Source organism: Roseivirga sp. BDSF3-8, assembly GCF_041449215.1.
GTDB lineage: Bacteria > Bacteroidota > Bacteroidia > Cytophagales > Cyclobacteriaceae > JBGNFV01.
Genome location: NZ_JBGNFV010000001.1, coordinates 4,051,957 through 4,077,405, shown reverse-complemented (window position 1 = coordinate 4,077,405; position 25,449 = coordinate 4,051,957). Strand labels below are relative to the sequence as shown.

Annotated in this window: 23 protein-coding genes; 16 read left to right on the top strand and 7 right to left on the bottom strand. The window is 45.9% G+C overall.

All coding sequences use genetic code 11. The annotated features are described in order from the left end of the window. Positions 1-25: 25 nt before the first annotated feature. From AB9P05_RS16875 to AB9P05_RS16860, 4 genes are all read right to left on the bottom strand, one after another. Positions 26-895 carry a DMT family transporter gene (locus AB9P05_RS16875; protein ID WP_371910007.1) on the bottom strand — a complete coding sequence of 290 codons (870 nt, stop codon included), beginning with the start codon at positions 893-895 and terminating at the stop codon, positions 26-28. A gap of 232 nt (positions 896-1,127) precedes the next feature. Next, positions 1,128-1,313 carry a CsbD family protein gene (locus AB9P05_RS16870; protein WP_371910006.1) on the bottom strand — a complete coding sequence of 62 codons (186 nt, stop codon included), beginning with the start codon at positions 1,311-1,313 and terminating at the stop codon, positions 1,128-1,130. Positions 1,314-1,500: 187 nt separating this feature from the next. After that, the gene (locus AB9P05_RS16865; RefSeq protein ID WP_371910005.1) at positions 1,501-3,381 is read right to left on the bottom strand and encodes an ATP-binding protein; all 1,881 of its coding nucleotides are present in this window, start codon (positions 3,379-3,381) and stop codon (positions 1,501-1,503) included. 41 nt (positions 3,382-3,422) lie between these two features. Then, on the bottom strand, positions 3,423-4,784 hold the full coding sequence (locus AB9P05_RS16860) for a sigma-54-dependent transcriptional regulator (protein ID WP_371910004.1): 1,362 nt from the start codon (positions 4,782-4,784) through the stop codon (positions 3,423-3,425). A 148-nt stretch (positions 4,785-4,932) separates the two neighbouring features. Between AB9P05_RS16860 and AB9P05_RS16855 the strand changes: the two genes are divergently transcribed. Further along, the gene (locus tag AB9P05_RS16855) at positions 4,933-5,379 is read left to right on the top strand and encodes a peroxiredoxin (RefSeq protein ID WP_371910003.1); all 447 of its coding nucleotides are present in this window, start codon (positions 4,933-4,935) and stop codon (positions 5,377-5,379) included. Here AB9P05_RS16855 and AB9P05_RS16850 read toward each other — a convergent pair. After that, positions 5,376-6,029, bottom strand: a complete 654-nt coding sequence (locus AB9P05_RS16850; protein ID WP_371910002.1) for an ABC transporter ATP-binding protein — start codon at positions 6,027-6,029, stop codon at positions 5,376-5,378. The genes AB9P05_RS16855 and AB9P05_RS16850 overlap by 4 nt on opposite strands. A gap of 158 nt (positions 6,030-6,187) precedes the next feature. On the opposite strand from AB9P05_RS16850, the gene sucC reads away from it, so the two are divergent. Continuing rightward, entirely contained in the window at positions 6,188-7,399 is a 1,212-nt protein-coding gene (gene sucC / locus AB9P05_RS16845; protein ID WP_371910001.1) for an ADP-forming succinate--CoA ligase subunit beta, read from the top strand. Between the two features lie 61 nt (positions 7,400-7,460). Here sucC and AB9P05_RS16840 read toward each other — a convergent pair whose 3' ends face one another. Continuing rightward, positions 7,461-7,622: a hypothetical protein gene (locus AB9P05_RS16840; protein ID WP_371910000.1), complete on the bottom strand. Its 162-nt coding sequence runs from the start codon at positions 7,620-7,622 to the stop codon at positions 7,461-7,463. 497 nt (positions 7,623-8,119) lie between these two features. On the opposite strand from AB9P05_RS16840, the gene AB9P05_RS16835 reads away from it, so the two are divergent. The 3 genes from AB9P05_RS16835 (at position 8,120) to AB9P05_RS16825 (ending at position 10,737) form a co-directional block, all read left to right on the top strand. After that, entirely contained in the window at positions 8,120-8,308 is a 189-nt protein-coding gene (locus AB9P05_RS16835) for a hypothetical protein (RefSeq protein WP_371909999.1), read from the top strand. Continuing rightward, positions 8,305-9,774, top strand: coding sequence for a tetratricopeptide repeat protein (locus AB9P05_RS16830; protein WP_371909998.1), 1,470 nt, complete (start codon positions 8,305-8,307; stop codon positions 9,772-9,774). Before AB9P05_RS16835 ends, AB9P05_RS16830 begins: the two co-directional genes overlap by 4 nt. 120 nt (positions 9,775-9,894) lie before the next feature. Next, on the top strand, positions 9,895-10,737 hold the full coding sequence (locus AB9P05_RS16825; protein ID WP_371909997.1) for a hypothetical protein: 843 nt from the start codon (positions 9,895-9,897) through the stop codon (positions 10,735-10,737). 50 nt (positions 10,738-10,787) lie between these two features. Here the strand turns inward: AB9P05_RS16825 and AB9P05_RS16820 are convergent, their stop codons facing one another. After that, on the bottom strand, positions 10,788-11,222 hold the full coding sequence (locus tag AB9P05_RS16820) for an organic hydroperoxide resistance protein (protein ID WP_371909996.1): 435 nt from the start codon (positions 11,220-11,222) through the stop codon (positions 10,788-10,790). A 146-nt stretch (positions 11,223-11,368) separates the two neighbouring features. Here AB9P05_RS16820 and AB9P05_RS16815 point away from each other — a divergent pair, with 146 nt between their 5' ends. The 11 genes from AB9P05_RS16815 (at position 11,369) to AB9P05_RS16765 (ending at position 25,448) form a co-directional block, all read left to right on the top strand. Continuing rightward, on the top strand, positions 11,369-12,580 hold the full coding sequence (locus AB9P05_RS16815; RefSeq protein ID WP_371909995.1) for an S-adenosylmethionine:tRNA ribosyltransferase-isomerase: 1,212 nt from the start codon (positions 11,369-11,371) through the stop codon (positions 12,578-12,580). 46 nt (positions 12,581-12,626) lie between these two features. Then, positions 12,627-13,598, top strand: coding sequence for a mechanosensitive ion channel family protein (locus AB9P05_RS16810; RefSeq protein WP_371909994.1), 972 nt, complete (start codon positions 12,627-12,629; stop codon positions 13,596-13,598). A gap of 499 nt (positions 13,599-14,097) precedes the next feature. Beyond that, positions 14,098-15,990 carry a phosphoglycerate dehydrogenase gene (gene serA / locus AB9P05_RS16805; protein WP_371909993.1) on the top strand — a complete coding sequence of 631 codons (1,893 nt, stop codon included), beginning with the start codon at positions 14,098-14,100 and terminating at the stop codon, positions 15,988-15,990. 67 nt (positions 15,991-16,057) lie between these two features. Next, positions 16,058-17,473, top strand: coding sequence for a Glu/Leu/Phe/Val dehydrogenase (locus tag AB9P05_RS16800; protein WP_371909992.1), 1,416 nt, complete (start codon positions 16,058-16,060; stop codon positions 17,471-17,473). Positions 17,474-17,535: 62 nt separating this feature from the next. Next, the gene (locus AB9P05_RS16795; RefSeq protein ID WP_371909991.1) at positions 17,536-18,090 is read left to right on the top strand and encodes an SPOR domain-containing protein; all 555 of its coding nucleotides are present in this window, start codon (positions 17,536-17,538) and stop codon (positions 18,088-18,090) included. A gap of 458 nt (positions 18,091-18,548) precedes the next feature. After that, positions 18,549-19,736, top strand: coding sequence for an MFS transporter (locus AB9P05_RS16790; RefSeq protein WP_371909990.1), 1,188 nt, complete (start codon positions 18,549-18,551; stop codon positions 19,734-19,736). Next, entirely contained in the window at positions 19,733-20,815 is a 1,083-nt protein-coding gene (locus tag AB9P05_RS16785) for an aminotransferase class V-fold PLP-dependent enzyme (protein WP_371909989.1), read from the top strand. The genes AB9P05_RS16790 and AB9P05_RS16785 overlap by 4 nt, the downstream gene beginning before the upstream one ends. Positions 20,816-21,061: 246 nt before the next feature. Then, positions 21,062-21,976 carry a universal stress protein gene (locus tag AB9P05_RS16780; RefSeq protein ID WP_371909988.1) on the top strand — a complete coding sequence of 305 codons (915 nt, stop codon included), beginning with the start codon at positions 21,062-21,064 and terminating at the stop codon, positions 21,974-21,976. Between the two features lie 57 nt (positions 21,977-22,033). Beyond that, positions 22,034-23,446: an MBL fold metallo-hydrolase RNA specificity domain-containing protein gene (locus AB9P05_RS16775; protein ID WP_371909987.1), complete on the top strand. Its 1,413-nt coding sequence runs from the start codon at positions 22,034-22,036 to the stop codon at positions 23,444-23,446. A 283-nt stretch (positions 23,447-23,729) separates the two neighbouring features. Beyond that, positions 23,730-24,137 (top strand): TIGR03792 family protein, encoded by a 408-nt coding sequence (locus AB9P05_RS16770; RefSeq protein ID WP_371909986.1) that lies wholly within the window; start codon positions 23,730-23,732, stop codon positions 24,135-24,137. Between the two features lie 183 nt (positions 24,138-24,320). Next, on the top strand, positions 24,321-25,448 hold the full coding sequence (locus tag AB9P05_RS16765) for an efflux RND transporter periplasmic adaptor subunit (RefSeq protein ID WP_371909985.1): 1,128 nt from the start codon (positions 24,321-24,323) through the stop codon (positions 25,446-25,448). The last annotated feature ends 1 nt before the right edge of the window (position 25,449 follow it).

The window sequence follows — 25,449 nt, the reverse complement described above, 5'->3', positions numbered from 1 at the left end:
CATCCACAAGGAGAAAAACAGGATATCAGCCTGCCTGTTTCGCCTTCTGATTAGATAACCTGTGCTTGTAAATGACATTGCCCACTACGCCGGCCAGTACAAGAGCCATACCGGCATAGGTGATGACATCAAACGTTTCATCAAAAAACACCCATCCATAGCCAAGGGCATAAATAATCCCTATGTATTTAAGGCTGGCTACTTTGGACACTTCTTCGGCCTGGTAGCTCATGGTCATTAGTACCTGGGCGAACTGTGTGAGCACCCCTATCCCAAGCAAAGTAAGCCATTCAATACCATGAGGCATGGTCCATTCTACAAAAAGGCAATACAGACCAGTAAGGGGCAGGGTAACAAGGGGAAAATAAAATACCACAACCAGAGGATGCTCTGACGTGCCCAGCTTACGGATAATGTTATAGGCTAGCCCTGCACAAAAAGAGGCTACGACACCGATACCCATGTAAAAGGGGCTAATGCGTGAATCGAAGCCCTGCACTACCAGAATACCGGCAAATGCGATGGCAAAAAACACCCATTGCCAACTCTTAACCGGTTCGCGCACCAAAAACACGCCAATGATGGCCGTAAATATCGGCGAGAGAAACTGAATGACTACTGCGCTTGCGAGGGGAATATTCTGTAGAGTAATAAAAAACAACACAAGCGCGACAGCACCTACGCTCCCCCGGGCGATAAGCCATTTTCGCTGTTTACCCAGCACCCGTACACGGGCTCTTTTTAACAAAACATAGCTGAGTAAGAGAGATATGAGCGACCGGAAAAACACAATTTCAACGGCAGGAATATTCGGCACGGCTTTCACCAATACATTCATGGTAGTGAATAGAAATGTGGCCGCGAGCATATACCTCACCCCAGGGGAAAGAATCATAAAAGAAACAGAAAAATTGAGCTACAAAAAAAGAGAGGAAAATTGAGGAATAAAAAAAAGGTGCCGGTTTTATCCGACACCCTGAACCTAAATAAACATGAAAAAATCTACAGTAATTGTTTTGACTGAAAAATCAAATAAATATAAAAATTAGTCTTCAGTTTAAAAAATATTCGCGCCTCAGTCTAAAAAAATAAAGGTTAAAAAATTGACGCGTAATAACTTAGAATAATTATATATCGTGAACTATCTTTTTAACTTCATCTTTGGTTTTACCCAATTTCTTCTGAAGCTTACCAAACAGTTCGTCTTCTTTTCCTTCATTATATACGAGATCATCATCAGTTAGTTGCCCGTATTCCTGCTTAAGTTTACCTTTTTTCTCGTTCCAGTTTCCTTCTATTCTTTGTTCGTTCATGACAGGCTGTTGTTTGATGTGTTCAACATATATAGTGCACAAGTTGTGCCACAAATACGGGAAAGCATGGAAACTTCTCAGAATAAGCCTGTAGTAACCTTAGAGAGGGGTTTATAAACTAAATAGGCTTTACGACTCTGGAGGTAATATTATCAAAATGATAAAATCATTTCATTTTGATAAGGTTTTATAGGGTAGCGAAGGAGTTTTCAGTCATTATTCCGGTAAAAGGAATTCTGAAAAAGAAACGACTCCCCTTACCAGGTGCACTCTCTACACCAATATTGCCCTCATGTACCTGGATAACTTCCTTGCTTATAGCCAGTCCAAGCCCCAGTCCACTACCCTTTTTCTCAATTTGAACAAACTTCTTAAATAGCTTTGCCTGGTTCTCCTCATTGATACCTGGTCCGTAATCTTTTACTGAGAACTCTATGTAATTCAGATCACGAAATACCTCAACTTCTATCTGACTATGAGGGTGTGAAAACCGGATGGCATTACTCAGAAAATTATGAAGCACCCAACTCACCTTTTCAGCATCTACGTGAAGGTCTGGCAGCTCCTCCTCAATATGTATGGTAAGGGTAAGGCTCTTTTCTTCCAATTCACTTTCCAGTGGCACTTTTGCATATTCAACAATCAGGGAGGGGCATATATTCTCCTTTTCCAAATCTATATGACCCGCCTCCACCTGTGAGAGGTCTAGTAACTCAGATACCATCTTGATGAGGCGCTTTACCTCTTTACGCATAGACTGGGCTATGTTTCGTTGCTCATCATTGAGGGAACCAAATCGTTGGTCCAGCAGCAGCATCATGCTCATATTCATTGCAGAAAGAGGCGTTTTGAGCTCGTGTGATACTGTAGCAATAAAGTTGTTCTTCGTTTCGTCAGAGTTCTTAAAGGAGGTGACGTCTTTGAGAGTTATGATGTAACCGATAAACTTGTTCTCATTATCCTTGTCACCATTGTACACGCGGGTAATATCCTTCGCATAAAACTCATACTCCCCATCTTTATTGATGATGCGGAGGAAGTTATCCTCAGAGCGACTCTGAGCGGCTCCACGATAGTGTTGCTCAAAGTGAATGAGTTCTTTGTACAGATGCTGGGCCACGGGGTTATCGTGCACCATAGAACTAAGGGTCCGGTTCCTCAGGTCATTTTCATCAGAACCCAACACATTACCGGCTACCTCGTTTATCAGGACAATTTTTTGCTCTTCATCCAGGATGATAAGTCCTTCATTCAAGCTTCGAATGATACTTTCTATCCTACCTTTCTGGGCGCGTATTTCTGACAGGTTACTAAACTCATAGGCTTCAAGCTTAACAGACATGTCATTATAAGCCCGCATAAGCTCTCCCAATTCATTATTAGGTGATTCGTATATGCGGTGGCCATATTCTCCGCTGGAGATGCGCCTGATCATGCTGGTGAGGTTTTCTACCGGCCGCATAATACGCTGAGGAATAAAATAGGCTGCCAGCCCGGAAATAATAATCACCAGGGCAATAATGAGCACCATATAGGTGCGGGCATTGTGATAGATCTCCTGAGAACGGCGGCTGTTTTTGCTGAGGGCGGAGTGGTTAAGGTTCACCACATCCCTGATATGAGCCCGAAGGTTTTCAGTATGATCCTGGATCATACCTACATACCGCACAGGCTCTCTGCTGACAGTATCAGGGTTCCACAAATAAGGCTTGAATTCCTCCCAGTCGTGACGGATTTTCAAAAGCACTTCTACCTCCTCAGAGGCCTCAAGTGAGTTTTCGAGAATAAACAGGTTACTTTGAAAGATGCGCTTTTCCCTGAAAAGGACTTCCTTGAACTTCTCTTTGTCGTAGCCCTCTTCTATCGCGTACTTTACAAAGATCTGCTCCATTTTAGACAACGACTGCAGCAACTCTTCTCCTGCCTTTACACTTCGATAGTGCACATTGAGGATGTCATCGGAAGCCTTTCCTAATTTTTGTAAATAATAACCGAAGACACCTGCCAGCAGGATAGACAGGGCTACTATGAAAAAGTAACCAATATGTATTTGGGTCTTTAGTTTCATCTACGATCGATGATCAGTTAAAAAAATAGTAGCAAGCTACTTTAATCGATACCGTATTCTTTAATCTTACGGTAGAGGGTTGCTAAGCCGATATCAAGCCTTTTGGCCGCCTCGCTTTTGTTCCCTTCCACCATGTCCAGCACTTTCAATATGTGCTGCCTTTCTATGGTTTTAAGTTCAACATTCATGCCATCGCCGCCACTTTCTCCATTGACATTTAGCTTATCCTTTATCTCCACAGGAAGCACATCATAAGTAAGCTCATCGCCATCGGCAAGTATGACCGCTCTTTCTATAACGTTTTTTAGCTCGCGAATATTCCCCGGCCAGTCATATGCACGCAATGCATGGATGAATTCACGGCTCATACCTGACAATTTTTTATTAAGCCTGTCGGCCTGATAGGTCAGAAAACTGAGGGCCAGCAGATTTATATCATCCCGTCTTTCTTTCAGGTTAGGCAACTTAATAGTAAAGGTACTTAATCTGTAGTAAAGGTCTTTTCGGAACTCATTATCAGTGGCATTATCCACCAGTTCCTTGTTAGTGGCCGCCACAATACGGACATCAATAGGAATAGGGGTTGTATCTCCCACACGATTGATGGTCCTGTTTTCCAATGCACGCAGCAGTTTGGCCTGCAAATCAGTATTCATTTCTCCGAGTTCATCCAGAAAAATGGTTCCCTGGTTGGCTACCTCGAAGTATCCCTTTTTATCGTTATTTGCCCCGGTAAATGATCCTTTTTTATGCCCAAACATCTCACTCTCCTGAAGATCCTTGGGTATGGCTGCACAGTTAATGGCAATGAAAGGTCCTTTGCGCCGTCGGCTGGCAAGGTGTATGGCCTCAGCCAGAAGCTCTTTTCCGGTACCCGTATCACCCAGAAGGAGAACCGTGGTATCCGTTACGGCCACCTTTTTAGCCAGTTCGATCATCTGGTTTACCGGCTGACTCTTACCAATTATCTTACTAAAGCTCGACTTGCTCTCCAGCCTGTGTTCCAGTTCACGAAGCTGCCGGTTCATCACCGACTTCTCTATGGCCTTGGCTGCTACGAGGGGGAGTTTTTCATCCCCATCACCCTTGGTCAGGTAGTCGAAGGCTCCAAGCTTCATAGCCCGGACACCGTCTTTTACATTTCCATAAGCAGTGAGTACGATAATCTCAGTGAGTGGATAGGTGGCTTTTACCTCTTTCGTAAAATCAATCCCGTTTCCGTCCGGCAATTTCACATCGGTAATGAGCAGAAAGGGATCCATATGTTTGATCAACTCCCTTGCTGCAGCCAGGTCACCAGCCGTTTCGACCTGAAAGCCTTCAAGGCTCAGTATTTTGGCTAGTAAACTACGTAAATGGGGTTCATCTTCTACGAGAAGAATTTTTTTTCCTTGAATATCCATATAGCGGCAATGCCTGAAAAAAGTACCGTTTCTTTTGCGGTTAAAAAGTAAGTCCCTATTTAGCGGGAGCTAATTCATCGTGCTAAATTAAAAATTTTAGTCGAAAAGCATATAATTCCGTGCCGGACACAATTGTTTAGAAGAGCTTATGCCCTTAAAGAAAAATGACGCTGCACCAGACTTTTCCCTGCCATCTACATCGGGAGGCACTTTTACGCTAAGTAAAGAACTAAATGAAAAGCCTGCGATCCTCTATTTTTATCCAAAAGATTTTACCCCCGGCTGCACCAAGGAGGCATGTAGCTTTCGTGATGAGTTCGCTGCCTTCCGTGACCTGGAGGTAAAGGTACTCGGCATCAGTCGTGACAATATCGAGACCCATCAACGATTCAGAAAAGAGCATAATTTACCCTTTCATCTGCTGTCTGACCGGTCTGGTGAAGTAGCCAAAAAGTATAAAGCGCTTATACCTGTAGTAAAGCTCCCACGCAGGGTCACCTATCTTATAGGGGCAGATAGGAAGATATTAGCCGTGTACGAAGATATGTTTGGCGCAGAAAACCATATTCGCCGGATGATCCGGGAAATAGATTAGTGATGGATGAGGCCGTCGCTCATTGTCAGCATACGGTCTGCCATATGAGCCAACTCTTCATTATGGGTAACAATGACGAAGGTCTGCCCGAATTCATCACGCAGCCGGAAGAAAAGCTTGTGCAATGCTTCAGCACTTTTACTATCCAGGTTACCACTGGGCTCATCTGCAAATATGATGGCCGGCCTGTTGATCAGGGAGCGGGCCACGGCCACGCGCTGCTGTTCACCCCCGCTCAGCTGGGAGGGCTTATGTTCGAGTCTTTCTGATAGTCCAAGAAAACCCAGAAGCTCCTTACCCCTTGCAACGACTTCCCTCTCTGGCCTCTTGCCTATGTAAGCTGGTATACACACATTCTCCAGCGCGGTAAACTCAGGGAGCAGGTTATGGAACTGAAAGATGAAACCGATCTTTTCGTTTCTGAACCTGGCAAGCTGCGTATGGTTCAGGCCCGATATCTCCTTGCCTTCATACTTGATAGATCCGCTGTCAGCCTGATCCAGCGTACCTAATATATGCAGCAGGGTACTCTTGCCGGCACCAGACGCCCCTACGATACTAGCCACCTCACCTTTATATATCTCTATATCGATCCCCTTCAGTACCTGCAGGTGATTGTATCGTTTACTGATATTTTCGGCTTTAAGCATACTAGCAAATATTAGGATAGCGCTTCAGCGCTGTTCAGGCGCCAAACATACAAAAATATTCTGTACCAGAGCATGAAAGACTTCCCCCCTCTACAGGCTCGGGGTTTGCTATAAAAGGCATAAACGTGTACATTCGTGCAAAAATTTTTTACCCGGAAATGAACATACACGAATATCAAGCGAAAGAGATACTGAAGTCCTACGGGGTTCGCATACAGGAAGGCATCGTAGCCGACAATGCAGCGAAAGCCGAAGAGGCGGCAAAGCAGCTACATGCGGAAACCGGTACGGACTGGTATGTCATAAAAGCACAGATACACGCCGGTGGCCGTGGTAAAGGCCAGGTGAAAGAGACCGGATCAAACGGTGTAGTCCTTGCCAAAAGCCTGGGCGAAGTAGCAGACAAGGCCAAAGCAATACTTGGTGGTACGCTTGTAACCAAGCAGACCGGCGAGGAAGGTAAAAAGGTAAATAAGGTGCTTATCGCACAGGATGTTTACTATCCTGGTGACAGCGAGCCTAAGGAATACTACATGGGTATCCTGCTCGACCGTGATAAGAGCCAGCCTGTGATCATGGCATCTACCGAAGGTGGTATGGACATTGAAGAGGTGGCAGAGAAATCTCCGGAGAAGATCGTTAAGGAGTGGATCGATCCTGCAGTCGGCCTTCAGGGTTTCCAGGCTCGTAAGATCGCCTTCGCACTTGGTCTGGAAGGCCAGGCCTTCAAAGAAATGGTGAAGTTCGTACAGGCACTGTATAAAGCCTATGAGGCAAGCGACTCATCTATGTTCGAAATAAACCCTGTGCTGAAGACAAGCGATAACAAAATACTGGCAGTAGATGCCAAAGTTGGTCTTGACGATAACGCCCTGTTCCGTCATAAAGACCTGGCCGAACTTCGTGACATCACAGAAGAAGACCCCCTCGAGGTAGAAGCCGGTAAGAGCGGTCTTAACTACGTGAAGCTTGACGGTAACGTAGGCTGTATGGTAAATGGTGCCGGACTGGCCATGGCCACTATGGACATTATCAAGCTTAGCGGTGGTGAGCCTGCTAACTTCCTGGACGTAGGCGGTGGAGCTAATGCCGAGACAGTAGAGGCAGGTTTCCGCATCATCCTGCAGGACCCTAATGTAAAGGCTATCCTCATCAACATATTCGGTGGTATCGTACGCTGCGACCGTGTGGCCAATGGTGTAGTGGAAGCTTACAAGAAGATCGGTAATATTGATATCCCTATCATCGTAAGGCTACAGGGTACTAACGCTGAGGAAGGCGCTAAGATCATAGAAGAGAGCGGACTGAAAGTAAAAAGTGCCATCCTGCTTAAGGACGCCGCTGCAAGAGTGAAAGAAGCGCTTAGCTAATAAGCCTCTTTCTCTGAAAATATAAAGGAGTTGCCAGCAGGCAGCTCCTTTTTTTTGTCCCTTAATTAGGCAGGTAACATCCTCCCGTATACGTGTCCTTGGGCTTACAAAGATGGTTATTTGTGTGGGCCAGTGTATTCCCTCCTTTTATCTTTTCGGGTCTTGACACATTCTTGATAAAGCTTTCTACCTCAAAGCTGTTTAGATTCAATTTCCTTTTCATAGTTGTTTTAGTTTGGTTAAAAATTGATTCTCTACGATCATTTCAAAAAAAATCGCAGTAAAAATTAATATTATTTTTTCAACAAGACCAACACATCCTTACATTATTAAAATATCTATTTTTTGAATTTTTAAGCTTATTTTCCATTATCCCTGTTATCATTTGTCTGAGGCATTATTTGGCAAGAACGACCAGAATAGTACCTGCGTAAAACTTTGTGGTTGAATTATTCATTTTTTAGATAAAAAGCTTATAATTGTACTTTCAACAGAGGAAATCACGGAATAAGTGCCTGTCACTCCGAGGATTTTCATAACAGCCAGACTATATATTCATGATCGAATGACCAGTACCATACCAGCTATATCCTATCCGGAGAATAATTTTCACTGTATTTATGGCTGCATTGGTACTTGATTAGGTAGTATAATCTACAGGTGTATGCGTGTATGTGAAATGAGAAAATTGAATAAAAAACACCATTAATTTATTATACTATGATTAAATCTTTAACTTTAGAAGAAAAGTGGGTACGTTTTTCATTAGAAAATGAGAAAACAGGAAGGCTGTTTGGAGGTACCGGAACAGGCGCAACCCCTCCCCCTGTCAGCGAACCACCATTAGGAGGCGAAGAAGAAGAAAATAACACAAGCGCTCTAGCGGTAAGTATTCTAGTTAATATATGAAAGCCAAATTTCTATCAGCTATTTGCCTGCTCTTAATAGGGGTAGGCTGTCAATCAGACATTGAAAAGGAGCTCACCGAAGCTCCTTTATCTCAAGAAAACATTCACAATATCCTTGATGAGGCCAGCACCCTTAAAGAAGTCAATCCGGCTTTAAGCCTGGAAAACGCCCAAAAAGGACTCACCTTAAGTAAATCCATCAACTACGCTAATGGCGAATTGAGAGCATACAGCATTCTTTCCGCCCTCTACATGTACCAGTTTAATGATCTGAACAAGTCTCACTACTACCTGGAGGAATATGGTAAAGTGATGAAGCAAAAAGAAAGTCAGATCGACCTTTCAAGATACTATTACAACAAGGGTGTCGCTTACTACAATGAAAAGAAATTCACCGAATCATACCGGTTCCTGATTAAAGCAAAAGCCCTCTACGAAGAGCTTGGTAATAATAAAGGACTTAGCAACACCTACTATACCCTGGGACTCATTCGCTCAGAAACCTTCCAGTACGACGAGGCTAAATCACACTTCGAAAAATCCAGGCAATTAGCTTCTGAAGCTAAATATGATCTTATCGAAATTGCGTCCCTTGAGCAATACGGCAACATCCTTCTTTGGGAAGGAAACTTCAGAAAAGCCAATGAGTATTTTAAAAAGAGTACCTCGCTAGCCCTGGAGGTAAATGATCTGGAAAACGTTGCTGACGGCCTTAACGTCACCGGATATTGCCTTATTCGCCTAGGGCATTATTCCGATGCCCAACATACACTCAGCGAAGCCCGCCGATATGCTGAGAAAGCCAATTCGGATATTGAGAAAGGCAACCTCAACCTGTATTTAAGCTACCTGGAAGGAACAAAAGGTAACCATGAGACCGGTCGCTCTTACCTCGATAATGCCGTAAAGATATTCCAAAGTCTTGATATGCAGGACAAACTGATGGAAGTATATGGTCAAATGGCCTGGCATAACACAAACTTGGGCGACCTTGAAGAAGCTAAAGCTTCTATCGAAAAAGGCCTGACATATATCCAGTCAGCAAGAAAGATAGATACCGACCAGTTTTTTGTATATGCCTATGAAGTGGCCAAAGCTACAGGCAGTCAGGCAGATACTTACCGTTACAAATATGAGCAGGCCAACCTGGAACTGGACCGTCGCAGAAAAAATGACATGGCGGGCATGATGAAGGTCCAGGCAGAGCATGAAGAAGCTATCGCGGCCAACAAGCTTGAGCTTGATAAGGCCGCCCTCGCACTGGAACAGGCCCAGGTAGAAAAGCTAAATCTTACACGCGGAATGGTAGTTGCCTTCATACTACTGCTGGTAGTAGCCGGTGCCTCTCTATCTATTGGCTTTATTAATAACTTCCGCGCGTCTAATGACCTCCGCAAACTGAGCAAGGACTTCCTTAACAACAGCAGTGAGATCCTACAGAAATACGGCGCATCTAACAGACGCTAGGTAAGTTTACAAAAAAAACTAACTTTCAAAGCCAGAGAGATCTGGCTTATTTTTTTGCTAAAAATCAGAGCCATATGCATTAAATGTATTTCAATGTAATTAATTTGGTAGGCCATTAGCATGTCAACAGACCTCATTATCCTTTCGATCTTTTCAGTGATACCCCTGGCATTTGCCCTTGTGGTATTAGCACCTGCCTACCTGAACTGGCAGAACAAACGAATACTTAAAGATATTGTAAAGCTCTGTGACAACCGGCTGGAGCAGGAGATGATCAGTATGTGGCTGGCGGATAACTATGAAGTTATTCCCTTTGACCGGCAAGCCTATCATGATGCGGCAAGGAAGATCGTGGCTGCCCTTTTGCACTCCGGCTATAAGAAGCCCCATAAGCGCATTAAGCGAACCATTGAGGAATTTAGCTGGCTTACGGAAACAGACACCTCGCCGATGATAGAGGATATCCAGACCATGCTTACCAGGCTAGACAGTGTAATGAACACGCTGGAGGAACTCCTGCAATACAAGACACTGGAGGAAAAAGGCATTTTCTATGCACTTAAAGAGGTGTTTCAGTATAACCTGGCAGACCCTGCGCTCAATGTCTCCATTAAGTGTGATGTGCCGGAAAAACGCTACGAAGCCGACTTTGAAAAGCAACTGGCAGAAGGGTGTATGCTCATGCTGATAGAAATGACCTACAACCGTACCGGTACAAATATCGTGATGGACCTGGAGTTTTGGGAAGACCGCGTGATCATCGATGTATTTGATGATGATGAAACCTATACGAATGTGGATCTGCTGTTGCAACCTCCTGCCTTGTGGCCCTTTAACTTTCTGTTTGTAAGGCTTATAATCAAAAAGTACCTGGGGGGAAAGTTTACCGGCCCGCTTAATTACCATGGCGGCCTGCACCTGCAAGCCACAGTAGAAACTCCGCGGCTACCCGTAGAGGCATGAAAAAGAGGATGCCTTTTGAGACATCCTCTTTAATTAAAGGGAGAGGTCGATTACTTTGTCGTTACTTCCACTTCTATATTTCCTCTGGTTGCCTTACTATAAGGACAAACCTGGTGTGCTTTTTCAGCAATGTCCTTAACTTTATCTTCATCCAGTCCTTTTATAGACAGACTGATCTTAACAGCCAGTTTAAAGCCACCATCTTCGGGGTCCTTCATAAGCGTAACATCCGCTGTTACTGAAATATCTTCAGGCTTGGCACCTGCATTCATTTTTTCGGCCACCAGCTTTACTGCGCTACCATAGCAACTGGAGTAACCTGCTGCAAACAACATTTCCGGATTGGTATAATCCCCTCCGGGTCCACCCAATTCCTTAGGCAGCCGGCTTTCCACATCTATAATTCCATCACTTGTTTTAATATGGCCATTGCGTCCCCCCACGGTGGTAGCAGAGGCTGTATAAGAAGGGTTATTTTCTGACATGGTCTGTGTATTATCTATTTGTTCAACTTGTCGTTAACCATAACAGGTGCCTCCCCAAAGTGTTGAAGCTAAAATGGAACAGCAATTAGAAATATGGCCTGCTACCACTATATTTGCACCGCTTTTCGTACAAATACATTTCCAGAATGCAGTATATTGACGATATAGAACTTATCGACTACCTCTTTGACCTACCCGATGAGCGAGTAGCCAAGCACCCGCTCGAGAAGCGTGATGAGAGTAAGCTGCTTACTTATGCAGGCGGCCAGATAACCCACCAGACCTTTAAGAATATTGGTAAACACATGCCCACCGACGCCACTCTATACTTTAATAATACCCGGGTGATTCCCGCCCGCATGTACTTTCAAAAAAGCGGAGGTGCCATTATTGAGGTCTTTTTACTTCAGCCCATAGCCCCGTCTCCAGTAATTGCCGAAGTAATGACATCACGCGGAGAGTGCACCTGGAAGTGCATGATAGGCCGCCTGAAGAGGTGGAAGCAAGGTCAAAGCCTGGAAGCTGATATTTCTACAGAAAAAGGTACCGCCCGGCTTACGGCTTATCTGGAAGACAGGGAAAGCCTGATCGTAAAATTCACCTGGAATAATCCCGGTATTGAGTTCGTAGACTTGGTGGAATCCGCCGGAAGTGTGCCCCTCCCACCCTACCTGAACCGCGAGCCGGTTGCCGAAGACAAGCAACGTTACCAAACAGTGTACTCCCGGGAAAACGGAGCTGTTGCTGCTCCCACCGCCGGGCTGCATTTTACAGACGAAGTTATTTCAGATCTGGAGCAGAGGGGAATAACCAAAAACTTTCTCACGCTACACGTAGGAGCGGGCACCTTCCAGCCTATTAAAAGCGAGAAAGTAACCGAACACCCTATGCATTCGGAACAGATTGTAATAAAAAGAGGTAACCTGGAGAGTTTGCTTAGCGGAAAGCCGGTAATTGCCGTAGGTACTACCAGTATGCGCACCCTGGAAAGCCTCTATTGGTATGGCGTGATGCTTCTGGAAGATGAAGACGCTCCCTTCAACGTTCCTAAGCTGGTAGCCTACCAGCGCGCTGCGGAATCCCTGCCAGGACTGGAAGAAGCTATGCAAGCCGTTTTGAATCGTATGGAGCGTGAAGAAACCGATCACCTGATCGGCCATACCGAAATATTCATTGTTCCCGGCTATACCTTCAGAGTATGCAGAGGACTGATCACCAACTTCCACCTGCCAGGCAGCACCCTTATTCTGCTGGTGGCCGCATTTATAGGTGAAGACTGGCGTAAGGTATATAAAGAAGCAATGGAAAACGGCTACCGGTTCCTTAGCTACGGAGATTCAAGCCTCCTTTTGCCTTGAGCATGGCAGAAAATACCATATTTTCATATCTTGCCTTCTGCTAATCATGGAGGATATACTAGAACAGTGGGACAACCTTTCCCTTACTCAGATATGGGAAAGGGTAAAAGACTTTTTCAGCTACACCCTGTTTAATCTTGGTGAGTCAGAGGTAAGCCTGCTTACCCTTATTTACTTTGTACTAGCCCTGGTAGCCCTCTTCACTATGGTGAGCAGGTTACAGCGCGTTCTTGTCTATAAGATCCTTACCAGGTACAGACTTGATATAGGGGTAAGAGAAAGTATCGGCACTATTTTCCGGTATATCACCCTTATACTCGGGTTCTTTATTATTATTTCCTCTATAGGCATTGACCTTAGTACGCTGAGCATTCTGGCAGGTGCACTCGGTGTAGGTATTGGTTTTGGTCTGCAGAACATTACCAACAACTTCATATCCGGCATTATCATACTCTTTGAGCGGCCTATTAAGATAGGTGACCGCATAGAGGTCGGCGATATTAATGGAGATGTGGTCAATATCAGTGCCCGTTCCACTACAGTGGTCACTAATGACAATATTTCAGTCATAGTGCCCAATTCACAGTTCATTGAAAAAGAGGTAATCAACTGGAGTCACAATGACCGTATGGTCCGCTTCCGTTTTCCCGTTGGTGTATCATACAGAGAGGACCCTGGCCATGTACGTGACCTGCTGCTGGAAGTAGTGGAAGAGAACGGTGGAGTCCTGAAAAATCCTATACCCGATGTGCTGTTTGATGGCTTCGGAGACAGCAGCCTTAATTTTCATCTGCGCGTATGGACCTCAGAATACATCAACCGCCCCCGTGTACTGCGTAGCGAGATCTATTATGCCATTTTCGAGAAGTTTCGCGAGCATGGCATCGAGATACCGTTCCCTCAGCGAGACCTGCACCTTCGCAGCGCAGACCCTGAAGCGGCCATCTCCTTTAATAACGGCAGCCCCAAGACCCCTAATAAGCCACTAATCGATCCGGGTGATTCAGGGAATCAATAAACAGGGGGTATCTCCTCCTATCGATAAGCCCTGGGGATCAACTCTCTGTTTTCCTTTTCCTCATACATTGCCCGGTGGCTGGCATCTTCGCCGTGTATATCCTTTTATAGTATGCCCCTGTGGCATCTTGCAGTTTTTGTATTTATCCTATAACCGCCCTTTGATCTATTCTATAGTAAACCTATAGTCATCCCATAGTCAACATATAGTGATCGTGTGGAAAAACTATAGCCAACCCTTTTGCACAATTCTGTGACACCCCCTCCATCCGTTACCGGCAACTATCTCTAGGCATAATACCGTACTTCAACCTCTTACTAAACAATAAGATGTAGCAATCTTTTGTATGAAAATGGTTTCCTCAATATATCGCCTGGTAAATTATACATAGCCTGTGGCATTGAGTAGTACCGATTATTTTGATATGTTAGCCATGACATAGAAGAATGAGCAAACGTAAACCCTGAAGAATATTCATCTTAGCTCATAACCAAATCGCATGGAAGCGAACAAATTTTTTATTATTGATTTTGACAGTACGTTTACCCAGGTTGAGGCACTGGACGTACTGGGTGAAATAAGCCTGGAAAACCATCCCCAAAAAGACGAGCGGCTACAAAAAATTAAAGACATAACCGACCAGGGAATGGACGGGGGTATGTCTTTTCGTGAATCACTGGAAAAGCGGCTGGAATTACTGGATGCTCACCGTGACGACCTCAAGCCACTGGTGGAACACCTTAGTAAAAAAGTCTCCTCCAGCTTTAAGCGAAACAGAGAGTTTTTTGAAAATAACGCCGATCGAATATTTATCCTCTCTAACGGGTTCAATGAATTTATCACCCCCATAGTGACCGAATATGGCATAAAAGCAGCTAATGTCTATGCCAATAAATTCATCTTTGACGAGAAAGGGAACATCATCGGATTTGATAAGGACATACTGCTAAGTAAAAATAATGGCAAGGTAGAACAGCTAAAGCGGCTGGAACTCGATGGCGATGTCTATGTAATTGGAGATGGATATACAGACTACGAAATTAAAGCCTCGGGGCTGGCCAACCGCTTTTATGCTTTTACAGAAAACGTAGAGCGCACCAAGGTAACCGAAAAAGCCGACCACATCACTCCCAGTCTTGATGAATTCTTATACGTGAATAAAATGAATACTGCTATATCTTACCCTAAGAACCGCATAAATGTCCTTCTGCTCGAAAATATTCATCCGCAGGCCCTTAAGATCATGCAGGAAGAAGGATATAATGTGGAGGTACATCCGGGTGCTATGGATGAGGAGGAACTTAGTGAGCGTATAAAGAATGTAACGATACTTGGTATACGCTCCAAGACCCACATCACCGAAAAGGTACTGGAGAATGCCAACAGGCTGATGGTCGTGGGAGCCTTCTGCATCGGTACTAATCAGATAGACCTGGAAGGTTGCCTGAAAAAAGGGGTCGCCGTATTTAATGCTCCCTACAGCAACACCCGCTCTGTGGTCGAGATGGCCATCGGACAGATCATAATGCTCATGAGACGCCTGCCGGACCGCTCTGCTCAAATGCATCAGGGCAAGTGGAATAAGTCTGCCAGTGGCAGCTTTGAGGTCAGAGGCAAGAATCTGGGCATAGTTGGGTATGGGAATATAGGTGCCCAGCTTTCCGTACTGGCAGAAAGCATGGGCATGAGCGTATACTATTATGATGCCGTAGAGAAACTAGCCTTGGGTAATGCCGTAAAATGCGATAGCATGGAGGAGCTGCTATCCCTTGCGGACATCGTAACCCTGCACGTAGACGGGCGTCCGGAAAACGAAAACCTGATAGGCAAACCTGAATTTGCCTCCATGAAAGACGGGGTTATTTTCCTGAACCTCTCACGGGGTCATGTGGTAGATATTGAGGCACTGAGCGACAGCATCAGCAGCGGTAAGGTAGGCGGAGCAGCCGTGGATGTATTCCCTTCTGAGCCCAAAACGAATAAGGAGCCATTTGAATCAGCCCTGAAAGGCCTGCCAAACCTGATGCTTTCTCCACACATCGGAGGCAGCACGCAGGAAGCACAGGAAAATATAGCAGGGTTTGTACCGGGCAAGATCTTAGATTATATCAATACCGGTGGTACCACCAACAGCGTTAATTTCCCTAACCTGCAGCTTCCTCGTCTGGAGAATGCACACCGTCTGATTCATATTCACCACAACATGCCCGGTATTCTCGCCAAAATCAACCAGGTGTTATTCAGTCACAACATTAACATTGTGGGCCAGTATCTGAAAACCAATGAGACCATCGGGTATGTGATCACTGATATTGATAAAGCCTATGACAAGGAGGTAATTAAGGATTTGAAAGCAATTGACCAAACAATACGGTTCAGAGTACTTTATTAATCTTTACACATTTTGGTGATTTGTCCGTTATTACTACCAAATCACTATAAATCAAAACATTAACCCAATGACTCCAGGTAGCGATTACAATATGTTCGAGGAGGTATCTGCCTATCTCGATAAAGCAGCTGGCTTCAGTGAACTGCCCGAAGGGCTTCTGGAACAGATAAAGCAGTGCAACAATATATTCCAGTTTAATTTCCCCATAAAAAGGGATGATGGTACGTACCTGGTTATTGAAGCTTACCGGGTACAGCACTCTCACCATAAACTCCCTACTAAAGGTGGTATAAGGTATAGTGACCTGGTCGCCAAGCACGAAGTAATGGGCCTTGCCTCACTTATGAGTTACAAGTGTGCCCTGGTAGATGTACCCTTCGGTGGAGCAAAGGGAGGCGTGAATATAAACACGAAAGACTTTAGCCTTCATGAACTGGAACGAATAACCAGGCGCTACACGGTCGAGCTGATCAAGAAAAACTTTATAGACCCGGCGCTCGACGTACCTGCCCCTGACATGGGCACCGGAGCCCGCGAAATGGCCTGGATAGCGGACACCTATCTTACATTTAACCCCAACAATATAAATGGTATTGGGTGTGTTACCGGTAAGCCGTTAAGCCTGTCCGGAATCCGCGGTCGCAAGGAGGCCACCGGCCGGGGCGTGTATATTGGCATCCGTGAACTGGCCGAGGATGCAGAAATGATGAAGAAAGTTGGCCTGAACGCAGGTCTTAAAGATAAAAAGATCATCGTCCAGGGTTTCGGTAATGTGGGCTTCCATTCAGCCTTATACCTGCACCAGGCCGGTGCTAAGATCATAGGTATCGCCGAGTACGAGGGCGGACTGTACAATGAAGAGGGCCTCGACCCCGGGCAGGTATTAAAGCACCGTACGGACACCGGCTCTATTCTGGATATGCCTGGTGCCAAATCGGTACCCAATTCAATTGAAATGCTGGAATACGAGTGTGATGTACTGGTACCGGCTGCGTTAGAGAACCAGATCACCTCACATAATGCTGCCAATATCAAAGCTAAGATAGTAGCTGAAGCAGCTAACGGGCCGGTAACAAAAGATGCAGAGCACATCCTTCTGGAGAAGAACATCATTATCATACCAGACATCTACCTCAATGCCGGCGGTGTAACCGTAAGTTACTTTGAGTGGCTCAAGAACCTATCCCGTGTGTCTTTCGGTAAAATCGAGAAGCGCTATGAAATGCTCAATAACCGGCGCATAGTCGAGGCTATCGAAAAAGCCAGCAACCATAACTTTACCACAGAAGACAAGCAGGGCCTGGAAGTAGGAGCTGACGAACAAGACCTTGTAAATAGCGGACTCGAGGAAACCATGGTACGTGCTTACAGAAATATACGCGACACCAGCCAGACCAAAAATACTGATCTGCGCACCGCTGCATTCATAGTGGCCCTTGAAAAAATAGCGGCCAGCTACATAAATCAGGGTATTTTCCCTTAATTACAGGGAAGACACCCACAGGGCCCTCATGCAGCCCCGGTATGCCTTACTAATAATACGCTATGATAGAGAATCCTGCCCATGCAGAACAATTATACGAGCTGGAAAGGCGCTTGAAAAAAAGCCGCAAACGTAATCGGTTTGTCTCGGGCTTACTTATGATTGTCCTGATCATAACCGCTTTGCTGGGCATTTACATCATCATGGGCGAAGTAGCGGAGCCACCTTTTGGCAAGTGGCCTGGCATACGTAAAGAGCGAAACCAGCTCAGGGAAGAAAAGGTCAGGCTCAAGGACAGGCTGGATAGTCTGAAATCAGTCAACCTGTTACTACTGGAACATAGCGACACCGCTACCGGCCTCTATTACCAGGTACAGATAGGGGCCTTTCGGGATTTTGACCTTTCAGGCTACAGGGAGCAACTACTGGGGCTGGGAATAGAGACTGTAGGTGATGTCAATAAATACACCCTGGGCAGGTTTTCCAGTTTTGAGCGAGCAAGGTCATTCAGAAGAGATATAATCCGGCTTGGCATAGACAGTGCCTTTATCATAGCCTATCTCAATGGGGAGCTGATAGATGTGCGCGAAGCCAGGCGCTATGAACAAAATCGCTAGAAAAAAAGAAAGCCCGCTGCAGAAAAGCAGCGGGCTTTTATAATACAATTCCCGAAAGGCCCGAGAGGTTTATTCAAAACCCCAAGAAGACAAGTTTTGAGCTGCCCAATAATCGCAACAATCCACTGTTAACTTCGGTCAGAGACCGAAGACCCTGCGAACAGGGTTGAGGCCTAGTTTTGAAAAAAGGCTTCACTCGGTATAAGTATAAATGTTAGGTTTGAAAAACAGTCACGGACCCAACGGGATACTTTAAATCAGCAAAGAGAATGCCGGCCACCCGGCATAAATGATAAACGGGCCGCTTGCCCGTCTCATGTGTCAAAGGTAAAACTTATTTCGATACCAGAAAATTCATTTGCCCCTCAAATAATCTTTCTTTCCCTCAACCACCTCTCTTCTACAAACAAAAGAACCACTGCCTGATTAACCTATAGGACTACTTTAAAAAACACTACGTGCAAGCTATTTCTACGTCAAATGTGAAAAAGTTGTGGTCCAGAAATTTCATTCTCCACTGCCTGGCCTATTTGCTTGTGGCAGTGGCATTTTATTTTCTGGTGCCGGTACTCCCCCTCTATGTAGTAGACCACCTCGGCGAAAGCAAGGATATGGTCGGCTATGCCGTTGGCCTGTACGCTTTTTCCGCCCTTCTGGTCCGCCCTTTTAGCGGGTATGCCTTCGATGCCCTTGGCAGACGACCGGTATATCTATGGGCCATCTCACTCTTCGTCCTTCTGCTCGCCTTTTACCCTTTTGCCACCTCCCTCATGCTTCTGCTGGCCCTTCGCGTGGCCCATGGCCTTAGCTGGGGGTTTCTTACCACCGGGGGAAGCACTATTGCCACAGATATAGTACCTGATAAACGCAGGGGCGAAGGCCTCGGGATTTTCGGCATGAGCATTACACTAAGTATGGCCCTGGCCCCTTTGCTTGCGCTTGAGGTACTGGATGGAGATCATTACGACCGCCTGTTTTATACAGCTTTCGGACTGGCACTATTGGGCATCGTCATGGTTATGCTCATGCGCTTTCCACCGCCGGCCAAGGCAAAGCGTAAGATCAGCTTCCGTACTATGTACGAGAAAAAAGTACTGCCCATTAGCTTTATGATGTTCATGGGAGCTATACCCTATTCCGCCATTCTTGGTTTTATCACGCTGTATGCCAAGCAGGTAGGAATGGAAAATGTAGGCATCTTCTTTTTGGTGTATGCAGCAGGAGTAGCCATATTCCGGCCCACTGCAGGCCGTATCATGGATAAGAAGGGACCGCGCTTACTGCTGATCTCATCCTTCACCCTCACTATTACCGGTCTCATACTTCTGTCCCTCTCTGAGAGCAGCACGCCTATGCTTGCATCAGGATTTGTGATCGGCCTTGGCAATGGCTTATTCATTCCTACCTTACAGACCATGATCATGAACATGGTTACTGTGGAACGCAGAGGAATGGCAAACAGCACCTTTTTAAGCGCAATAGACCTGGGCATCGGCTTAGGCGCCATACTTACCGGTTACCTGGCCGAAGAATTCGGGATACCAACCATGTTTATGATATGCGGGATTATGCTGCTTATTCCGCTTCTATATTTCATTACTTACGTTTACAAACATTACAAACTAAATCACATCAGCGGCCGATGAACATCAGAAGGACTTATTTGACCCCCGGGCCATCAGAACTATACTTTACCGTACAGGATCATATCCGGGCAGCCCTCCGTGATCAGATACCCAGTATTTCACATCGCAGTGCCACCTTTCAGTCAATCTTCCGGGAAACCCGCGAAACGCTGTCCGAACTACTGGACATACCCGACAACTTCCATATCTTCTTTACAGCCTCTGCCACCGAGATATGGGAACGTACCATACAAAACCTCGTCGAAGAAGAATCTTACCACCTCATCAATGGAGCTTTCTCCAGCCGCTTTTTTAAAATAGCTATGGAACTGGGACGTAACCCCCAAAAGATAATGGCTCCGGACGGCCAGGTAGTAGACCTGGAAAAGATCATGCTCAGTGAAACGTACGAACTCATTTCTATCACCCACAATGAGACCAGTACCGGAGCTATGCACACCATGAAGGATCTGGGCGTTCTTAGAAAGGCCTTTCCCGAGCAGCTTATAGCCGTAGACGCTGTTTCTTCCATACCCTGCGCGCCCTTTGATTTCAATGACTTTGACAGCCTCTATTTCAGTGTACAGAAAGCATTCGGCCTGCCTGCCGGGTTAGGTGTCTGGATAGTAAATGACCGGTGCATGGCCAAAGCCGAGTCGATGCTGATGCGTAAAAGGTCCGTAGGCTCGTACCACAGCCTCCCCAGCCTTTGGGCTAAGGCACTGAAAGACCAGACCCCTGAGACGCCGAATGTTCTCGGTATTTACCTGCTGGGCAAAGTGGCCCGTGATATGATCACGCGTGGAATAAAACAGATTCGTAATGAGACCGGCTATAAGTCGGCCGTAATCTATAATGCGGTGGAAGGCCACCCTACCGTAAGGCCTTTTGTGCAGAAAAAAGAAAACCGGAGTCAGACTGTAATTGTGCTGGAAGTAGACGGGGATGTAGAGGAATTACAGGGTCACCTGGCCAAGAATGGGCTTGTAGTAGGTACCGGATACGGGGATTATGCCGATAAACACATCCGGATTGCCAACTTTCCCGCTCACTCTAAGGAGCAGTTTGAAATGCTGGCGGACCTTCTGAAAGACTATTAATGAAAAAAGGAGGGGTGAACTTTAAAAAAAATCCATTTTCCCTTATGCCAGGAAACCCGAAATGGTAACAGGATAATCCACCTGGTTTCCAAACAATATTACGTCGCTCGATTTATACCAGTATTTACCCTTATATTGATCAGTTATAAGCCTGGCCGGTCCACGAAAAATCGGAGAAAATATACCGGGATGCTTGAGGGAATATACTAATTTTGAACCCCAAACAGCAGGGATTGTATCATGTACATGTTCAAAAACGTACTTGTAGGTCTGGATTTATCCGATCTGGACGAAACGCTTATGAATTTCGTAAGCTTCATTACCCAAAGTGATCGGGTAGAGGAAATTAACTTTGTCTACATTCTCAAAGAAGAAGAATTTCCAGAAGCACTCAAAAGCGAATTTCCTGACCTGAAGGAAAAGACCATCGATGAAAAGAAGCGGATCATTCAATCCGAGGTGGACAAGTACCTGCCCGATGTTAAGCAGAAAATTGACATTATTGTAAAGACCGGCAGCATCGGCAGGCAAATGCTCAATATCATTGATATTAAGGATATAGACCTTATTATACTGGGCAGAAGAGAAAAGAGTAAACAAAGTGGTATGCTTGCACAGCGTCTGGCCCGCCGTGCAGCATGTGCTCTCCTCATCATTCCGGAAGACACCAAGCCTTCCCTGGAGCGTATTCTTGTGCCTATCGACTTTTCAGAGTACAGTAAACTTGCCCTGGAAAAAGCCATTGATATCGCCAGTGTGCGTACCGAGAAGCCTCAGGTACTCTGCATGAACGTCTATAAAGTACCGGCAGGCTATCACTATACAGGCAAGTCCTTTAAGGAAGTAGCTGAGCGAATGAAGAAAAATGCCCGGATGGAGTTTAAAAAGTTCATTCATAAGATCGATAAAAAGGAGGTACCCCTTAAAGACCTCTACGATCTTGATGATAATAACGACTTCACTACCAACATCGTGGATGTAGCCAAAAATAAGAAGGCTGACCTGGTAGTCATCGGTGCGAAGGGCCGTACTGTATCCACCGCTTTTTTTCTCGGTAGCATAGCAGAGAAGCTCATACAGCTCGACTCTGATTTTCCGCTACTGGTTATGCGCTATAAAGGAAGAAACGCTGGTTTTCTGGAGTTTTTCAGAGAACTTTAACTATATTATTTAGCACCTCAGTGAGGTGCTTTTTTTTTACCTGCCACTTTTTATTGTATGAATGTAAGGCTCAAATTTTTTGGCGCCGCCAAGAGCGTCACCGGCTCAAAGTACCTGCTGGAAGTAGACGATACTCACTTGCTAATTGACTGCGGACTCTTTCAGGGTCTTAAGCCCCTCAGGGAACGAAACTGGCACCCGCTGCCATTGGAGCACGACAAGATCGATGCCGTACTGCTTACGCATGCTCACATAGACCATAGCGGCTACCTGCCCAGGTTGTTTAAAGACGGGTACCGCGGCCCTGTCCACTGCACTGAGCCCACTGCTGAACTGCTCAGGATCATGCTGACTGATTCCGGACGACTACAGGAAGAGGAAGCCGAGTTTGCCAGGAAAAAAGGATACTCCAAACATGAATACCCCCAACCCCTCTACACGGCAGAAGATGCTCAGCAGGTATTCCCTCATCTTACCACCAGCCCCATGGGTGAGTGGATAAGACTGGATGAGCGAATCAGCTTCCGGTTTCACTACGCCGGCCACATTCTGGGCGCCAGCATGGTAGAAGTACGCCTGCAGGGTAGCTACCAGGAAAAAACCATCCTCTTCAGCGGTGACCTGGGCAGGTATAACCACCCCACTCTCTTTAACCCTGCCAGTGTTCCCTCTGCTGATATACTACTCATAGAGTCTACCTACGGGGACCGGGATAACTTTAATGAGGACGTAAATGAGGACGTAGAGGAGCAGTTTGCCGAAGTGGTAAACGAAAGCCAGGACAATGGTGGGGTACTGCTCATACCGGCCTTTAGTGTTGGTCGTACCCAAACCATAATTTACTACCTCACCAAGCTTATAGATGCCGGACGCATACCAAACATTCCTGTTTACATAGACAGCCCCATGGCCATCAGCGTAACCGACCTGTACAGGAAGTTTATAAAATACCACCGCCTGGATAATAAAGAACTGGACGAACCCAGGGGGGTATTTGACCATCCTAACCTGCACTACTGCCGTGACCGGGAGCTATCCAAAAGCCTCAATAAGCTGGAAAAGAATGCCGTGATATTATCAGCCAGCGGCATGCTCACCGGCGGGCGTATCCTCCATCACCTCTACCACCGCCTGCCACGGGAGAACGACACCTTGCTCTTCAGCGGATTCCAGCCTGTGGGCACCCGGGGGCGTGATATTCAGGATGGTGAAATAGCCGTCAAAGTATTCGGACTGCCCGTGCCTATACGCTGTCATGTAAAAGATATAGACGGCCTCTCCGCACATGCAGACCGGCAGGAGCTACACCGCTGGCTTTCCGGTTTCGAAAGCAGCCCCAAGATGACCTACATCGTACATGGCGAAGAAGAAAGTGCCATGGCCCTTCAGAATTATATTTCGCAGGAACTGAAATGGCAGGCCACCGTACCTGACTACCTGGATACACACACGCTATTTGAGGGCATATAACCCTCAATTACCGCTAAAAAAGAGGTATCTAAACCCCGGAAATATTACGTTTTAGAACTTGATAATTTTAATTATTCAAAAAGGGCAATTATACATTTAATTACACAGTCGCCAGGAAAAACACAAATAAAGTAGGTAACTGCCTCACTTTTCAGGAATTGCAGAGGCAGGTTTTCTATGTTTAGTACATACCGCACGTTAATACTTGCAATTGCATCATATAAATGATTATATTTGGTAGGTAAGTTTACCTATTCAAACACTTAATTAATTCCTGTTCTTGATGAAAAGATTCTCACTTCTACTGATTGTTCTGATGGTCGTTGGCATATTCCATACGGGTGTATCCAAACTTAGACAGAAAGAGCGAAAGGCATCGGTAGCAGTGGAGTTCCTCACTTTCAGAGTAGACCCGTCTTCCCAGGAAGATTTCTTCCGGAAAGACAGTACTGAATGGACAGGTAAACTGGAAGACCAGCGTAGCTTCATCAAAAAAGAAATCTGGAAAGACCAGAACGATATCAGCCTGGTGCACATGGTTATCTACTGGCAGGCTCCTGTAGTAGCCGAGGACATGACCACTGATCCGGAGTTCATGGCCAGTGAACTGTTTGATGAGGAAATGACCAATGACTATCTTCTGATTGGTAGCCGGTACTACCTGACAGAAAAAAATATGCTATTGAACTAAGCCGGAGACATTGCCGGCGCCCTTATTTAAAGCCCCTGCCCTGTGCAGGGGCTTTTTTTAATGCCTCTCCCCTCCGCCTGTTAATTCATACATCCGCTGGCGTAAATAGCCTGTCAACTGCTAAACACGTTTCATAATTTCGCGTAGAAAAAAAAGCTACTTAATAAAGGAAAATTGGCATCGATGAATAAAAAGGTAATGCTAGCTGGATTGCTTGTCATTCTGATCCTGGCATCGGGATACGGACTCATGACCTATTTCAGCAACCAGAAAGAGCTTCCACCCCAACGCCCCAAACCGCCGGTTGTAAATCACGTGCGTGTACAGGAGGTCTCTTACAGCGATAAAAACTCCAGTGTAGAGGCATTTGGCCGTCTGGGATCCAGCCAGCCCGTAACAATTACCGCCGAGGTAAGCGGTAGACTTCTACCCGGATCCGTATCACTAAAAAGAGGGCAGTCCTTCAGAAAAGGGCAGCTTCTCGCGCGTATAGACGATACTGAAAACCGGCTGACCATACAGGCACGTAAGAGCACCTTTCTTAATATGATTGCCGGGATACTTCCGGACCTGCGTATTGACTTCACTGACAGCTATGAGGCCTGGCAGAGTTACTTTGATAAAATAGACATAGAGAAAACCCTGCCTGCAATCCCTGCAGTGGAAGACCCTAAGCTAAAGACCTTCCTCGCCACCCGTAATATTCTGAACGAATACTATAGCATACGCAGCCTGGAAGAGCGCCTTAGAAAATACTATATCTACGCGCCGTATGATGGTAATATCTCGGAGGTATTCCTGGAAACGGGCTCTGTAGTGAATGCCGGCGGTCAGATAGCCAGGATTTTCCGGACTGACAAGCTGGAGCTGGAAGTGCCTATCGAGATCCGTAACGAGAAGTTTGTAAAAACAGGCAGTGAGGTGGTGGTGACAGACCGTGAGGGTGAAACTGAATGGGAAGGTACTATCCTGCGCAAAGCGGAACGCGTGGACCCCAGCACCCAGTCGATAAATGTGTACATTAATGTAAAGCCCCGCCGGGAAGCCCCTTTGTATGACGGCATGTATATGAAGGCTGTGATAGATGGCGAGACGCTGGAAAATGTCATGGAAATCCCGCGCAAAAGCGTGTTCGACCGTAACCATGTATATGTGGTAAGCGACGGGGTATTGAAGAAGAAGCAGATACAGGTGGTGAAAAGCAATGATGAGACCTACCTGATAAGAGGCCTGGAACCAGGAGAAAAACTGGTGACCGAGGCCCCGGCCACGGCTGAAGAAGATATGAAAGTACAAATCCTGCAAGGATAAG